The organism is Pseudomonas cucumis, assembly GCF_030687935.1.
Classification (GTDB): domain Bacteria; phylum Pseudomonadota; class Gammaproteobacteria; order Pseudomonadales; family Pseudomonadaceae; genus Aquipseudomonas; species Aquipseudomonas cucumis.
On sequence record NZ_CP117454.1, the window covers coordinates 207,385 to 221,491 of the forward strand.

Here is a 14,107-nt window from a genome sequence, read left to right on the forward strand (position 1 = left end):
AGCCCGGTCGCTGAATTGGCAGCGACGGCGGAAGGGTATCGCGCAGGCTGATCTCCTGCAACCTCGGATATTGGGTGAATGGCAACGGCGATTGTCAGAGCATCAGTCGCCGTTGACTACCCAAGAAACTACCCAAGAAACCGCCCAAGAAACACCTAGGAACTACCCAAGAAATGTACGAAGGCCGGCACGCGTCTGACACTGACGCGTGCCGCAGTTGTAAACTTTTAGTTTACAACTGCCCCTTCAGCCCGCGAACCATCGGCTTATGCAGCCCGTAAATGTGACTCGGAGTTGCACTTGATGGCCTGATGACGTTCACCCAAATCAAGAAGATTCACCTTGAAGCTCGAAACACCCACAAAAAAGCCCCAGACCCTAAGATCTGAGGCTTTTTCATTTCTACGTATGGTGCACCAGGCGGGATTCGAACCCACGACCCCTGCCTTCGGAGGGCAGTACTCTATCCAGCTGAGCTACTGGTGCAATGCGGGCGCCATGATACTCATATGCACTGCGGGCGTCCATGCCGCTGAATCGCCTGCGTTTTTCCAAAGCGTAACCGGCGTTTGCTACGCTGATCCGGAAAAATAGGCAAATGCGGCGTTTTCGTTCTTTTTTTCGAACAGCCTATTGTCCTTTACCCCCTTTGATCCTAGGATTCGTTTGAGATTTCAAACGCTCTTGTCTGGGTGCTGAACCGCACGAGTTCGATCAGTGCGTTATTTATGTGCTTCAGCCCGGTGAATGATTTCCCTGACGGCAGCCTATAAGGCGCCTTTCTATAATCATAATTCGCTCCGCGCGTGCCGCGGTGCTGTTAAGGAAAGCCGACATGCAGCTTAAAGACACCCAGTTGTTCCGCCAGCAAGCCTTTATCGATGGCGCTTGGGTCGATGCGGACAACGGTCAGACGATCAAGGTCAATAACCCGGCAACGGGCGAAATTCTGGGCACTGTGCCGAAAATGGGCGCTGCTGAAACCCGTCGTGCAATCGAAGCCGCTGACAAAGCGCTGCCGGCCTGGCGTGGACTGACCGCCAAGGAGCGCGCGAACAAACTGCGTCGCTGGTTCGAGCTGATCATCGAGAACCAGGACGACCTGGCTCGCCTGATGACCCTTGAGCAGGGCAAGCCATTGGCCGAAGCCAAGGGCGAGATCGTTTACGCCGCTTCCTTTATCGAGTGGTTCGCCGAAGAAGCCAAGCGCGTTTACGGTGACGTGATTCCGGGGCACCAGCCAGACAAGCGCCTGATCGTGATCAAGCAGCCGATCGGCGTGACCGCAGCGATCACTCCGTGGAACTTCCCGGCCGCGATGATCACCCGTAAAGCAGGCCCGGCCCTGGCCGCCGGTTGCACCATGGTGCTCAAGCCTGCTTCGCAAACGCCGTTCTCTGCATTCGCCTTGGCTGAACTGGCTCAGCGCGCCGGTATTCCGAACGGCGTGTTCAGTGTGGTGACCGGCAGCGCCGGCGACATTGGCAGCGAGCTGACAGGCAACCCGATCGTACGCAAACTGTCGTTCACCGGTTCGACGGAAATCGGTCGTCAGTTGATGACCGAGTGCGCCAAGGACATCAAGAAAGTCTCGCTGGAACTGGGCGGCAACGCGCCGTTCATCGTGTTCGACGACGCGGACCTGGATAAGGCCGTCGAAGGCGCGATCATTTCCAAGTACCGCAACAACGGCCAGACCTGCGTCTGCGCCAACCGCCTGTACATTCAGGATTCGGTCTACGACGCGTTCGCCGAAAAACTGAAAGTGGCCGTGGCCAAACTCAAAATCGGCAACGGTCTGGAAGACGGCACCACCACTGGCCCGCTGATCGACGAAAAAGCCGTGGCCAAGGTGCAAGAGCACATTGCTGACGCTGTCGGCAAAGGCGCTACCGTGCTGGCGGGCGGCAAGAGCATGCAAGGCAATTTCTTCGAGCCGACCATCCTGACCAATGTGCCGAACAACGCTGCGGTGGCCAAGGAAGAAACCTTCGGTCCATTGGCGCCGCTGTTCCGTTTCAAAGACGAAGCCGACGTGATCGCGATGTCCAACGACACCGAGTTCGGCCTGGCCTCGTACTTCTATGCGCGTGACCTGGGCCGTGTGTTCCGTGTGGCTGAAGCCCTGGAATACGGCATGGTCGGCGTCAATACCGGGTTGATCTCCAACGAAGTCGCGCCGTTCGGCGGCATCAAGGCGTCGGGCCTGGGCCGTGAAGGCTCCAAGTACGGCATCGAAGATTACCTGGAAATCAAATACCTCTGCCTGGGCATCTGAGTCCGGCAAGGCAAGGCATTGCTTCAAGCGCAAAGGGCACGAGAGCGCTGTCCCTTTGCGACGTTTCAAACGGAATTTTCTCTGTGGCCGGGAAAGCTGTGGCAGTCGATCATCGCATGCTGCCGTAGTTGCCTCCCCGCCGCATTTTCCTTGAACCACGCCGCCCGATGAGCGGTGAATGAGGACACTATGAGCAAGACTAACGCATCCCTGATGAAACGCCGCGAAGCCGCTGTACCGCGCGGTGTTGGCCAGATTCACCCGATCTTCGCCGACCACGCGAAGAACGCCACAGTGACCGACGTTGAAGGTCGCGAGTTCATCGACTTCGCCGGCGGTATCGCCGTGCTGAACACCGGTCACGTGCACCCGAAAATCATCGCCGCCGTCACCGAGCAGCTGAACAAGCTGACCCACACCTGCTTCCAGGTTCTGGCCTACGAGCCGTATGTGGAAGTGTGCGAAAAAATCAACGCCAAGGTGCCGGGTGATTTCGCCAAGAAAACCCTGCTGGTGACCACCGGCTCCGAAGCCGTGGAAAATGCCGTGAAAATCGCCCGCGCCGCCACTGGCCGTGCCGGCGTGATCGCGTTCACCGGCGCTTACCACGGTCGCACCATGATGACCTTGGGCCTGACCGGTAAAGTCGTGCCTTACTCGGCCGGCATGGGCCTGATGCCAGGCGGCATCTTCCGCGCGCTGTACCCGAACGAATTGCACGGTGTGAGCATCGACGATTCGATCGCCAGCATCGAGCGCATCTTCAAGAACGACGCCGAGCCGCGTGACATCGCTGCCATCATCATCGAGCCGGTTCAGGGCGAAGGTGGTTTCTACGTCGCGCCTAAAGAGTTCATGAAGCGTCTGCGCGCCCTGTGCGACCAGCACGGCATTCTGTTGATCGCGGACGAAGTGCAGACTGGCGCTGGCCGTACCGGCACTTTCTTCGCGATGGAACAGATGGGCGTTGCCGCCGACCTGACCACCTTCGCCAAATCCATCGCTGGCGGCTTCCCGCTGGCCGGCGTGTGCGGCAAGGCCGAATACATGGACGCCATCGCTCCGGGCGGCCTGGGCGGCACTTACGCCGGTAGCCCGATCGCTTGCGCCGCGGCCCTGGCCGTGATGGAAGTGTTCGAAGAAGAGCACCTGCTGGATCGCTGCAAAGCGGTCGGCGAGCGTCTGGTGACTGGCCTGAAAGCTATCCAGGCCAAGTACCCGGTGATCGGCGACGTGCGTGCCTTGGGCGCGATGATCGCTGTCGAGCTGTTCGAAAACGGCGACAGCCACAAGCCGAACCCGACTGCTGTAGCCGCCGTTGTGGCCAAGGCGCGCGACAAGGGCCTGATCCTGCTGTCGTGCGGCACCTACGGCAACGTTCTGCGCGTGCTGGTACCGCTGACTGCGTCGGACGAGCTGCTGGATAAAGGCCTGGCGATCATGGAAGAGTGCTTCGCCGAGCTCTGATGCATTTGTGACCTGATCGACAAAAAACCCGCTTCGGCGGGTTTTTTTATACCGCTTGAAAGCATCAGGGGGTAAGTGCTCTGTATCGAATGGCCATCATTGACTAAGGTGCAAGCATTGCCGTTGGAGTGTGCGATGACTGCTGTCGTTTTACCTGCTGTACCGCGTGTGCTGATTGCCGAGGCCGACCCTTGGTCCCGCGACCTGCTCAAGCAGGTGTTGTTGAATGTGCGCTGCGACGCACGGCTGGACCTGTGTGCCGATGGCCAGGAGACACTGCACCTGTTGGCGGAAAATCCTTACGACTTGGTGATCGTCGACTGGGAGTTGCCCGGCGTCGATGGCCTGAACGTCTTGCGCAGTGTACGTCAGCGCAAGCGTAACCCGCCGCTGCCCTTCATTCTGATGAGCAGCCGCAACGACAGCGCCAGCGTGCGCGAAGTCTTGCCCTTGGCGCCGACGGCGTACCTGACCAAACCCTTGAACATGGAAAACCTGACCCAGCGCCTGCAGGATTTGTTGCTGAACGCCGGTGAAGAGGTGTCGTGCGAGGTGCCGTCATTGGCGCCAGGCATGACCTTGTCGGTGTACCTGGAGCGGCGGCGCGAACTGGCGGAGGGGGCGCCGTTGATGACCGACGTGCAGGTGGCGATCAAACGCAGCCTCAATCCCAATGGCCTCGATCTGACACGGCTGGAAGATGAAATCCGCACCGACCCGCAAATTACCGCTGTCCTGATCGCCGCTGCCAACAGCGCGGCCCAGCATCATGGCGTCGCTGTGCAAACTCTGGCTCAAGCGCTGCATCGCTTGGGTACCGGGCAAAGCATGAATCTGATTCTGGGCCTTGCCCTCAAGCGCAGTGCCCGGCTCAGCGATCCGCAGCTGGCGGATTATGCCGAGCGTTATTGGGAGTTGTCCCTGCATACCGCCGAATACGCGCGAACGTTGGCGCGTTTGCTGGATCTGGATCAGGCGCGCTGTTATTGCGCAGGCATGCTGCATTGCCTCGGCGACTTGGCGTTGCTGCGTTGTTTGCAGGAGTGGAAGCAGGCCGGTGGTGAGCTGGATGAATGGCAGGAAGTCGGCGATGCACTCGCCGAGTTCGGCGCGGCTTACGGTTCGGCGCTGCGGGCCCGCTGGCGCCTGCCTTTGGAGCTGCGAGAGCTGATTGCGGCGGTTTACCAGTTCGGTGGTGGGGTTTACTCCCGCGAAGCGCTGGTGATGAACATGGCCGCGCAACTGGCGCGCCTGACCGAGCATGAGGGGATCGAGGCGTTGTCCAAAAGCCGTACGGCACGATTGCTCAAGATTGGATTGCCGGAACTGATGCGTTTGCGCAAAAAATAAGCTTTATGCAATACCTGTGGGAGCGGGCTTGCCCGCGATGAGAGTCTGACATTCAGCATTGATTTAGGCTGATAGTCCGCCATCGCGGGCAAGCCCGCTCCCAAAAGTTTTGCATCGAGTTTTCTATTCGGGTTCAGCCAGAAATGATGCGATTCTTGCCCTGCCGCTTGGCCTGGTACATCGCCGCATCGGCGCGGGCGAACAGGCTGTCGAGGTTTTCATCATCGGGTGTGAGGCTGCTCAGGCCCTGGCTGACGGTGATGCCGAACGTCTGGCCGCTATGGCTGAAACTCAAGCGCTGAATCTCCCGTTGCAGGCGCTCGGCCACTTGCATGGCCATATCCGGTGCACAGCCGGGGAACACCGCGGCGAACTCCTCGCCGCCAATCCGCCCGAACAAATCACCACGCCGCAGCGCCGCGCGGCCGCTCTCGGCGATGCGTTGCAGCACCTTATCGCCTTCCTGATGGCCGTAGGTGTCGTTGACCACTTTGAAGTCATCGATGTCCAGCAGCAGGAACGCCATCGGCGAACCGTTCAATCGCGCCTGCTCGAATTCACGATTAGCGCACTCGAAGAAGTGTCGGCGATTGCTGCTTTGGGTCAGCACATCGGTGCTGGCCAGGCGTTGCAGCTCGGCTTCCATCTGCTTTTTCTCGGTGATGTCTTCGGCAATGCCGACGATGATCACCGGTTGGCCCGGTTCGGCCTGACGGTTGATGAAGCACTTGTCGCTGAGCCAGCGCACCTGACCGTCGGCAGCGATGATCCGATACTCGCGGTCTTCAACGGCACCTTTGACCAACACTTGCGCAAGGCTGCGTTCGGCGTAGTCCAGATCGTCGGGATAGACGCTGTCGCGCCAGTGGTTGTAGTCGGACAACAAGAGACCGGCGGGGCGGCCGAAAATCCGGTCATAGGCCGGGCTGACGTAGAGCACCTGACGGGTTTCCCAGTTGTAGGCCCAAAGTACGGCGTTGACGCTGACCAGCAGCGAACTGAACAGCTGTTCGCGTTCGCTCAGGCGCGCCACTTCACCCTGGGCATGCATCAGCGCCATCAGGGTTTGCGCGGCCTCGGGCCACTGTGGAAGGGATGTGTCTTGTAGGTTTTTATGGACCATCGGCACAAGTCTCAAAGGGCGTGCCGCTATTTCGACAGCGGCCAGAACAAAGCCCGCCTGAATGGCGAAGTGTCTTTGAGATAGGGGATTTGGACCGAAGTTCCCGCTCTTCGTGGTGAGGGAGCTTGCTCCCGCCGGGCGGTACTGGCGACGCGTTTTTTCAGTTAAAACGCGTCGTCAGGTATTGCGGCTGCTGCGCAGCCGAGCGGGAGCAAGCTCCCTCGCCACAGGTGTGCCCTTGATTCAGGGTCAGGCCGTGGCGGGGCGCAGGGAGTAGGTTTTCAGTTGGTCGGCGAAGTCGCGCAGGGATTGAATCCCGCTGGCCTCGGCCTCGTGTACCCAATCCTTGATGGCGGCCAGCATGTCGTGACCATTTGAGCTGGTCTTGACCCAGATCTGTTGCAAGGCCAGGCGTTTTTCGTAAATTACCTTCAGCGCCTGGCTGTGCTCGAGCATGGTCTGGATGCGCATATGGTGTTTGTCGTCCAGCAGGCTGGTTTCCCGCGACAGCAAACGCTTGGCCCGGTGGAACTGGTGACGGACCGAGTGATCGACCTTTTCCAGCTCTTGCTTGACCAGCGGCGCGATCACCAGCTTGCGGTACTGGGCCATGATCTGGAAGCGGTTGTTGAGGATCGCCATGGCGGTGTCCATGTCCAGGCTGCCTTTGCCTTCGACACGGTGGGCGATCGGCGCGACCCGCTGGACCTTGGCCAGACGCAGGAAGCTGAAGACCTGGATCCAGGCCCAGCCGAGGTCGAATTCCCATTTCTTCACCGACAGTTTGGCGGAGTTAGGGTAGGTGTGATGGTTGTTATGCAGTTCTTCGCCGCCGATCAGGATGCCCCAGGGCACCAGATTGGTCGCCGCATCGCGGCATTCGAAGTTGCGGTAGCCGATGGCATGGCCCAGGCCATTGACCACGCCGGCGGCCCACACCGGGATCCACATCATCTGGATGGCCCAGATGGTGATGCCAATGGTGCCGAACAGCAGCAGGTCGATGACGCCCATGATCGCCACGCCCAGCAGCGGGAAGCGGCTGTAGAGGTTGCGTTCGATCCAGTCTTCGGGGCAGTTCTTGCCGTAGATGCGCAGAGTCTCGGGGTTTTCCGCTTCGGCGCGGTACAGCTCGGCGCCTTTGCGCAGAACGGTGGACAGACCCTTGATGACCGGGCTGTGCGGGTCATCGACGGTTTCGCATTTGGCGTGGTGCTTGCGGTGGATAGCCGTCCACTCGCGGGTGTTCTGCGCCGTGGTCAACCACAGCCAGAAGCGGAAGAAATGTTTCAGGCCGGCATTGAGCTCAAGCGAGCGATGGGCTGAATAGCGATGCAGATAAACCGTGACGCCGACGATCGTCACGTGGGTCATCAGTAGGGTGACTGCCACCAGTGACCAGGGCGATAAGCCAAGAAAACCTTCGTACCACATAGCCTATAGGACCCTCGATAAAGAAAAAAACAGCCGTTGCATTATCACTTAGCCCACAGATAAAACCAGTCGCCCTTTCAGATAAGAGTGGCCGGATGTTTCTTTAATCTATAATTCCAGCCTTTTTTGTAGGGACATGGACGCTCTAATGTCAGCAACATATCGCGATGCTTTGCGTGCAGCGCTGCTCTATCTGGTGCTTTCCGTAGCCTGGCTCCAGTTTAGTGGTTATTTATTGAACAGGTTCTTCGATAGTTCCACCGACCTGCTGCGCTGGCAACTGATCAACGGTTATGCCTGGGTGGCGTTCAGCGCCGGGCTAATCTTTATTGCGCGGGCCCGATTGTTTCGCTGCCTGGGCGTCGGCGCCAAATTGCGTGAGCGCACTGCAGACCGGGAGCGTTTGCGTCAGGCGGCAGCGGTGTTCGATTGCACTCGTGAAGGGGTGCTGGTCACTGATAGCAAAGGCTTGATCGTCCATGTGAACCGGGCGTTCATGGAAATCACCGGCTACCAGCGCGAGGAGGTGTTGGGTCAGCGACCGAACATGTTCAAGTCGGGCCATCACCCGCCGGGTTTCTACCAGGCGATGTTCGCCACACTCGACAGCCTCGGCGAGTGGAGCGGGGAAATCTGGAACCGTCGCAAAAGCGGCGAGATCTACCCGCAATGGCAGACGATCCGTCTCATTCACGATGATCAGGGCCAGTTCAGCCAGTACGTTGCGGTGTTTTCCGACATCAGCGCGATCAAGAAGTCCGAACATGAACTGACGCACCTGGCCCATCACGATCCGTTGACCGATCTGCCCAATCGCCTGCTGCTTACCGACCGTGCCGGGCAGGCCGTGGTTTCGGCGCAGGTCCATAAGCGCGGTTGCGCGTTGTTGATGATCGATCTGGACCACTTCAAGTTGATTAACGACAGTCTCGGCCACAGTGTCGGCGATCAGCTGCTCAAGGGCGTGGCTGAGCGCCTGAACGCCTTGTTCGGCCCTGACATCACACTGGCGCGACTCAGTGGCGATGAATTTGCGGTATTGGCTGAAAACTGCCCGCAACCGGGGCACGCCGCGGCGCTGGCTCAGCGGGTCATCGATGGCCTTAAAGAACCGTTCCAGATCAACGGGCATCCGCTATTTATCAACGCCAGCATCGGCATCAGCCTGTTCCCCAGCGATGCCTTGAGTGCCGAGCAACTGTTGCGCAACGCCGACTCGGCGCTGTTCAAGGCCAAGAGCGCTGGCCGCGACGGCTACGCTCTCTACACCGAAGAACTGACCGCGCATGCCCAGCAACGCGTTGAGATCGCATTCGAATTGCGCCGAGCGCTGGAGCAGCAGGAATTGCGGGTTTATTACCAGCCTGTGCATGACCTCAAAACCAGTCGCCTGATCGGCGTCGAGGCGCTGGTGCGCTGGGAGCATCCGCAACGCGGGCTGGTGTCGCCGGCTGAATTTATCCCTATTGCCGAACGCACGGGGCTGATCGCTGAGATCGATGCCTGGATCATGCGCCAGGCCTGCCAGCAGATGTGCCTGTGGCAAGCGGCGGGCGTGGTGTTGTCGTTTGTCGCGGTGAATGTTTCTTCTCGCCTGTTCGCCCGACGCGAGTTGTATCAGCAGGTGGCTCAGGTGCTGCACGATACTGGCCTGGATCCTGCGTATCTGGAGCTGGAAGTCACCGAAAGCGCGGTGATGGAAGACCCGGAAGTGGCGTTGGAACAGATGCATCGCTTGCGCGAGTTGGGCGTGAGGCTGGCCATCGATGATTTCGGCACGGGCTATTCATCATTGCTGCGGCTCAAGCGTTTGCCGGTGCAAAAGCTCAAGATCGATCAGGGATTTGTCGCAGGCTTGCCGGGTGATGAGGATGACGCGGCGATCGCGCGGATAATCATTGCGCTGGCGCAGAGCATGGGGATGCAAGTGCATGCCGAGGGGGTCGAGCAGGCCGAGCAGGCGAGTTTCCTGCTCGAGCACGACTGCGATTTGGGGCAAGGGTACTGGTTTGGGCGGCCGATGCCGGCGGCATCATTGGATTGGACCCGGGCGCCAGTGATTCTCCCGCGCTGATCGTTCCCACGCTGCGTGGGAATGCATCCAGTGACGCTCTGCGTCACCTCTCGATCAGTGACGCAGAGCGTCCCGGGCGGCGTTCCCACGGAGCATAGGAACGATCAACCTTTTGGTTATATAAAAATTCTTAAATAGTCTTTTTAAGAATATCTGCGCCTATCTACTATTGCCCCTACGCCGCAAGCAGTGCCCGCCACTGCCAGGCATATCTCATTAAAGGAGCAGCACCATGAGCGCATCCCTACGTAGTGTTGACGGGCAGGACGAAGCCACCATTTTGCGTGAGATCCAGAGCGCCCTGCGCGATCTGCGCTTTGGCGCGGTGGAAATCACCGTGCACAACGCCCAGGTGGTTCAGATCGAACGCAAAGAGAAATTCCGTTTGCAGAACCCGGGCAACAAACCGAGCTGAAGCGAAAGATTGAAAGATCGCAGCCTTCGGTAGCTCCTACGCACCTGTGGGCGCCGCCGAAAGCTGCGATCTTCGAACAGGCAACCCGTTCCAGACCATAAGAAAAAGCCAACACACCAAGAATTCCAGGAGCTTTCACCATGTCGTCGATTCGTCATCTTGCTTTGGCCGCCCTGGCCAGTGCCCTTTTTGCTGGTTCCGCGGTTGCCAAGGATTATGAGCTGCTCAACGTGTCGTATGACCCGACCCGTGAGCTGTACCAGGAGTACAACGCCGAGTTCATCAGCTTCTGGAAAAAAGACCACGCTGGCGACAACGTGAAAATCCAGCAGTCCCACGGTGGTTCGGGCAAGCAGGGCCGGGCAGTGATCGACGGTCTGCGGGCCGACGTGGTGACCCTGGCCCTGGCCGGTGACATCGACGAAATCGCCAAGCTGGGCAAGAGCCTGCCGGTCGATTGGCAGAAGCGTCTTCCGGAGGCGAGCACGCCTTACACCTCGACCATCGTGTTCCTGGTGCGCAAGGGCAACCCGAAAGGTATCAAGGACTGGGGCGACCTGACCAAAAACGGCGTGGAGGTCATCACCCCGAACCCGAAAACCTCCGGCGGCGCACGCTGGAATTTCCTCGCGGCCTGGGCCTATGGCCTGAAAGCCAACGGCGGTAACGAAGCCAAGGCCAAAGAGTACGTGCAGACCCTGTTCAAACACGTGCCTGTGCTGGACACCGGCGCTCGTGGCTCGACCATCACCTTCGTCAACAACGGTCAGGGCGACGTGTTGCTGGCTTGGGAAAACGAGGCCTTCCTGGCCTTGAAAGAAGACGGCGGCGCCGACAAGTTCGACATCGTCGTGCCTTCGCTGTCGATCCTGGCCGAACCACCGGTGGCCGTGGTCGACAAGAACGCCGAGAAAAAGGGCAACACCGAAATCGCCGAAGCGTACCTCAAACACCTGTACAGCCCGGCCGGCCAGGAAATCGCAGCGAAAAACTTCTATCGTCCACGTGACAAGGACGTAGCCGCCAAGTACGCCAAGCAGTTCCCGACACTGGAACTGGTGACCATCGACAAGGACTTCGGTGGCTGGAAAACCGCGCAACCGAAATTCTTCAATGACGGTGGCGTGTTCGACCAGATTTATCAGGCGCAGTAACCTGAAATAGATCAGCCAACGGGCCCCGATCTTACTGTCGGGGCTTAGCGCGTTTTCAACCAAGGACTTTTATGTCGCGTCGTATCTCCCCCGTCATACCCGGCTTCGGGCTGACGCTGGGCTACACCTTGGTGTACCTCAGCCTGATTGTGCTCATTCCGCTGGCGGCGATGTTCGTGCATGCCGCTCAACTGACCTGGGACCAGTTCTGGGCCATCATCTCGGCGCCACGGGTGCTGGCGGCGTTGAAGCTGAGCTTCGGCACCGCGCTCTATGCCGCGATCATCAACGGCATCATCGGCACACTCCTGGCCTGGGTGCTGGTGCGCTACACCTTCCCGGGACGCAAAGTCATCGACGCGATGATCGACCTGCCCTTCGCTTTGCCCACTGCGGTGGCCGGTATTGCACTGACCGCGCTGTACGCCCCCACCGGCCTGGTGGGTCAGTTCGCGGCGGACCTGGGTTTCAAGATCGCCTACACCCCCCTCGGCATCACCTTGGCGCTGACTTTTGTAACACTTCCATTCGTAGTACGTACGGTACAGCCTGTACTGGCCGATATCCCGCGTGAGGTGGAAGAGGCGGCGGCTTGCCTCGGGGCGAAACCATTGCAGGTTTTCCGCCATATTTTGGTGCCGGCGCTGTTGCCAGCCTGGCTGACCGGTTTTGCTCTGGCCTTTGCCCGTGGGGTCGGCGAGTACGGTTCGGTGATTTTTATCGCCGGCAACATGCCGATGAAAACCGAAATTCTGCCGCTGCTGATCATGGTCAAACTCGACCAGTACGATTACACCGGCGCCACCTCCATTGGTGTACTGATGCTGGTGGTTTCCTTTGTCCTGTTGCTGCTGATCAACTTGCTGCAGCGGCGCATTGAAACCCCATAAGGAGGCGCGAACATGTCCCAATCGTCTATTGCAGCGGCCTCCTCGAACGCCGCCCGCCGTGGCAGCGCCACGTCGCGGCGAGTCTTGATCGGTCTCGGCTGGCTGATCTTCGCGCTGTTTTTGTTATTGCCGTTGTTCATCGTGGTGTCCCAAGGCCTGAAGTTGGGCCTGGGTGCGTTCTTCACGGCGATCTTCGAGCCGGACGCCTTGTCGGCGTTGAAACTCACCGTGATCGCGGTGCTGATTTCGGTGCCACTGAACCTGGTGTTCGGTGTCAGCGCGGCGTGGTGCGTGAGTAAATACTCGTTCCGCGGCAAGAGCATGCTGGTGACCCTGATCGACCTGCCGTTCTCGGTGTCGCCGGTGATCGCAGGTCTGGTCTACGTGTTGATGTTCGGCGCCCAGGGCATCTTTGGCCCGTGGTTGCAGGATCACGACATCCAGATCGTGTTTGCCTTGCCAGGCATCGTGCTGGCGACGATTTTCGTCACTGTGCCGTTCGTGGCCCGTGAATTGATCCCGCTGATGCAGGAACAAGGCACCCAGGAAGAAGAGGCAGCGCGCCTGCTCGGGGCCAATGGCTGGCAGATGTTCTGGCACATCACCGTTCCCAATATCAAATGGGGCCTGATCTATGGCGTGGTGCTGTGTACGGCCCGGGCCATGGGTGAGTTCGGTGCGGTGTCGGTGGTTTCCGGGCACATTCGCGGGGTGACCAACACCCTGCCGCTGCACGTCGAGATCCTCTACAACGAATACAACCACGTGGCCGCGTTCGCCGTGGCGAGCCTGTTGCTGATCCTGGCGCTCTTGATCCTGCTGCTCAAGCAGTGGAGCGAAAACCGTATTAACCGCCTGCGTGCCAGCGCCGCGGAGGAATAAGTCATGTCGATCGAAGTGCGTAACGTCAGCAAGAACTTCCACGCGTTCAAGGCGCTGGACAACATCAGCCTGGACATTCAAAGCGGCGAGCTGGTGGCGCTGCTGGGGCCGTCCGGCTGCGGCAAGACCACCTTGCTGCGAATCATCGCCGGTCTGGAAACCCCGGATCAGGGCAACATCGTGTTCCATGGTGAAGACGTTTCCGGCCACGATGTGCGTGATCGCAATGTCGGTTTCGTGTTCCAGCACTACGCCTTGTTCCGGCACATGTCGGTGTTCGATAACGTTGCTTTCGGCCTGCGCATGAAGCCGAAAAACCAGCGCCCGAACGAAAGCCAGATCGCAGAGAAAGTCCACGAACTGCTGAACATGGTGCAACTGGATTGGTTGGCCGATCGCTACCCGGAACAACTCTCCGGCGGCCAGCGTCAGCGCATCGCGTTGGCCCGCGCCTTGGCGGTGGAGCCCAAAGTGCTGCTGCTCGACGAGCCTTTCGGCGCCCTCGACGCCAAGGTCCGTAAAGAGCTGCGTCGTTGGCTCGCGCGGCTGCACGAAGACATCAACCTGACCTCGGTATTCGTGACCCACGACCAGGAAGAGGCGATGGAAGTCGCCGACCGGATCGTGGTGATGAACAAGGGCGTGATCGAGCAGATCGGCTCACCGGGCGACGTCTATGAAAACCCGGCCAGCGATTTCGTCTATCACTTCCTTGGAGACTCGAACCGTCTGCATTTGGGCGAAGACCGACACGTGCTGTTCCGTCCCCATGAAGTGTCGCTGTCGCGGCATGAACTGGAAGACCACCACGCGGCGCAAGTGCGGGATATTCGTCCGCTGGGCGCCACCACGCGGGTGACGCTGAAGGTTGAAGGCCAGAGCGAGCTGATCGAAGCCGAAGTGGTGAAGGATCACGACAGCCTGGTCGGCTTGGCGAAGGGTGAGACGCTGTTCTTCAAGCCCAAGGTCTGGCAGAAAGTCGCCAACATCTAAAGCAAAAGCATCGCGGGCAAGCCCGCTCCCACAGGGGATTTGTGAAC

The 14,107-nt window shown here is 59.4% G+C and carries 11 protein-coding genes and 1 tRNA gene; 9 read left to right on the forward strand and 3 right to left on the reverse strand.

What is annotated here, in order from left to right; all coding sequences use genetic code 11:
• Positions 1-409 precede the first annotated feature (409 nt).
• A tRNA-Arg gene (locus PSH97_RS00870) sits at positions 410-486 on the reverse strand.
• Positions 487-835: 349 nt separating this feature from the next.
• Between PSH97_RS00870 and gabD the strand changes: the two genes are divergently transcribed.
• The 3 genes from gabD to PSH97_RS00885 all read left to right on the forward strand — a co-directional run bounded on the left by gabD (position 836) and on the right by PSH97_RS00885 (position 5,095).
• Entirely contained in the window at positions 836-2,278 is a 1,443-nt protein-coding gene (gene gabD / locus PSH97_RS00875; RefSeq protein WP_008068633.1) for an NADP-dependent succinate-semialdehyde dehydrogenase, read from the forward strand.
• 189 nt (positions 2,279-2,467) lie between these two features.
• Complete coding sequence (gene gabT / locus PSH97_RS00880) at positions 2,468-3,745, forward strand: 4-aminobutyrate--2-oxoglutarate transaminase (protein WP_305447732.1); 1,278 nt, start codon at positions 2,468-2,470, stop codon at positions 3,743-3,745.
• A gap of 135 nt (positions 3,746-3,880) precedes the next feature.
• A complete protein-coding gene (locus tag PSH97_RS00885) occupies positions 3,881-5,095 on the forward strand; it encodes a response regulator (RefSeq protein WP_305447733.1) in 1,215 nt (404 codons plus the stop codon).
• A gap of 133 nt (positions 5,096-5,228) precedes the next feature.
• Here the strand turns inward: PSH97_RS00885 and PSH97_RS00890 are convergent, their stop codons facing one another.
• Both PSH97_RS00890 and desA read right to left on the reverse strand, forming a co-directional pair.
• Complete coding sequence (locus PSH97_RS00890; protein ID WP_305447734.1) at positions 5,229-6,218, reverse strand: GGDEF domain-containing protein; 990 nt, start codon at positions 6,216-6,218, stop codon at positions 5,229-5,231.
• Between the two features lie 249 nt (positions 6,219-6,467).
• Positions 6,468-7,652, reverse strand: coding sequence for a delta-9 fatty acid desaturase DesA (gene desA / locus PSH97_RS00895; RefSeq protein ID WP_305447735.1), 1,185 nt, complete (start codon positions 7,650-7,652; stop codon positions 6,468-6,470).
• 148 nt (positions 7,653-7,800) lie between these two features.
• Here desA and dibA point away from each other — a divergent pair, with 148 nt between their 5' ends.
• The 6 genes from dibA (at position 7,801) to PSH97_RS00925 (ending at position 14,060) form a co-directional block, all read left to right on the forward strand.
• The gene (dibA, locus tag PSH97_RS00900; protein ID WP_305447736.1) at positions 7,801-9,726 is read left to right on the forward strand and encodes a phosphodiesterase DibA; all 1,926 of its coding nucleotides are present in this window, start codon (positions 7,801-7,803) and stop codon (positions 9,724-9,726) included.
• 232 nt (positions 9,727-9,958) lie between these two features.
• The gene (gene oscA / locus PSH97_RS00905; protein WP_007941032.1) at positions 9,959-10,141 is read left to right on the forward strand and encodes a sulfur starvation response protein OscA; all 183 of its coding nucleotides are present in this window, start codon (positions 9,959-9,961) and stop codon (positions 10,139-10,141) included.
• Between the two features lie 140 nt (positions 10,142-10,281).
• On the forward strand, positions 10,282-11,295 hold the full coding sequence (locus tag PSH97_RS00910; protein WP_305447737.1) for a sulfate ABC transporter substrate-binding protein: 1,014 nt from the start codon (positions 10,282-10,284) through the stop codon (positions 11,293-11,295).
• A 71-nt stretch (positions 11,296-11,366) separates the two neighbouring features.
• Positions 11,367-12,185 carry a sulfate ABC transporter permease subunit CysT gene (gene cysT / locus PSH97_RS00915; RefSeq protein WP_305447738.1) on the forward strand — a complete coding sequence of 273 codons (819 nt, stop codon included), beginning with the start codon at positions 11,367-11,369 and terminating at the stop codon, positions 12,183-12,185.
• 12 nt (positions 12,186-12,197) lie between these two features.
• Complete coding sequence (gene cysW / locus PSH97_RS00920; protein ID WP_305447739.1) at positions 12,198-13,067, forward strand: sulfate ABC transporter permease subunit CysW; 870 nt, start codon at positions 12,198-12,200, stop codon at positions 13,065-13,067.
• 3 nt (positions 13,068-13,070) lie between these two features.
• A complete protein-coding gene (locus PSH97_RS00925; protein WP_305447740.1) occupies positions 13,071-14,060 on the forward strand; it encodes a sulfate/molybdate ABC transporter ATP-binding protein in 990 nt (329 codons plus the stop codon).
• Positions 14,061-14,107 lie beyond the last annotated feature (47 nt).

Bases quoted from the DNA above. Each gene is read 5' to 3' on its own strand.
- oscA (WP_007941032.1), top strand. From the start codon at position 9,959: ATGAGCGCATCCCTACGTAGTGTTGACGGGCAGGACGAAGCCACCATT.
- gabD (WP_008068633.1), top strand. From the start codon at position 836: ATGCAGCTTAAAGACACCCAGTTGTTCCGCCAGCAAGCCTTTATCGAT.
- PSH97_RS00885 (WP_305447733.1), top strand. From the start codon at position 3,881: ATGACTGCTGTCGTTTTACCTGCTGTACCGCGTGTGCTGATTGCCGAG.
- PSH97_RS00890 (WP_305447734.1), bottom strand. From the start codon at position 6,218: ATGGTCCATAAAAACCTACAAGACACATCCCTTCCACAGTGGCCCGAG.
- PSH97_RS00910 (WP_305447737.1), top strand. From the start codon at position 10,282: ATGTCGTCGATTCGTCATCTTGCTTTGGCCGCCCTGGCCAGTGCCCTT.
- desA (WP_305447735.1), bottom strand. From the start codon at position 7,652: ATGTGGTACGAAGGTTTTCTTGGCTTATCGCCCTGGTCACTGGTGGCA.
- PSH97_RS00925 (WP_305447740.1), top strand. From the start codon at position 13,071: ATGTCGATCGAAGTGCGTAACGTCAGCAAGAACTTCCACGCGTTCAAG.
- gabT (WP_305447732.1), top strand. From the start codon at position 2,468: ATGAGCAAGACTAACGCATCCCTGATGAAACGCCGCGAAGCCGCTGTA.
- dibA (WP_305447736.1), top strand. From the start codon at position 7,801: ATGTCAGCAACATATCGCGATGCTTTGCGTGCAGCGCTGCTCTATCTG.
- cysW (WP_305447739.1), top strand. From the start codon at position 12,198: ATGTCCCAATCGTCTATTGCAGCGGCCTCCTCGAACGCCGCCCGCCGT.
- cysT (WP_305447738.1), top strand. From the start codon at position 11,367: ATGTCGCGTCGTATCTCCCCCGTCATACCCGGCTTCGGGCTGACGCTG.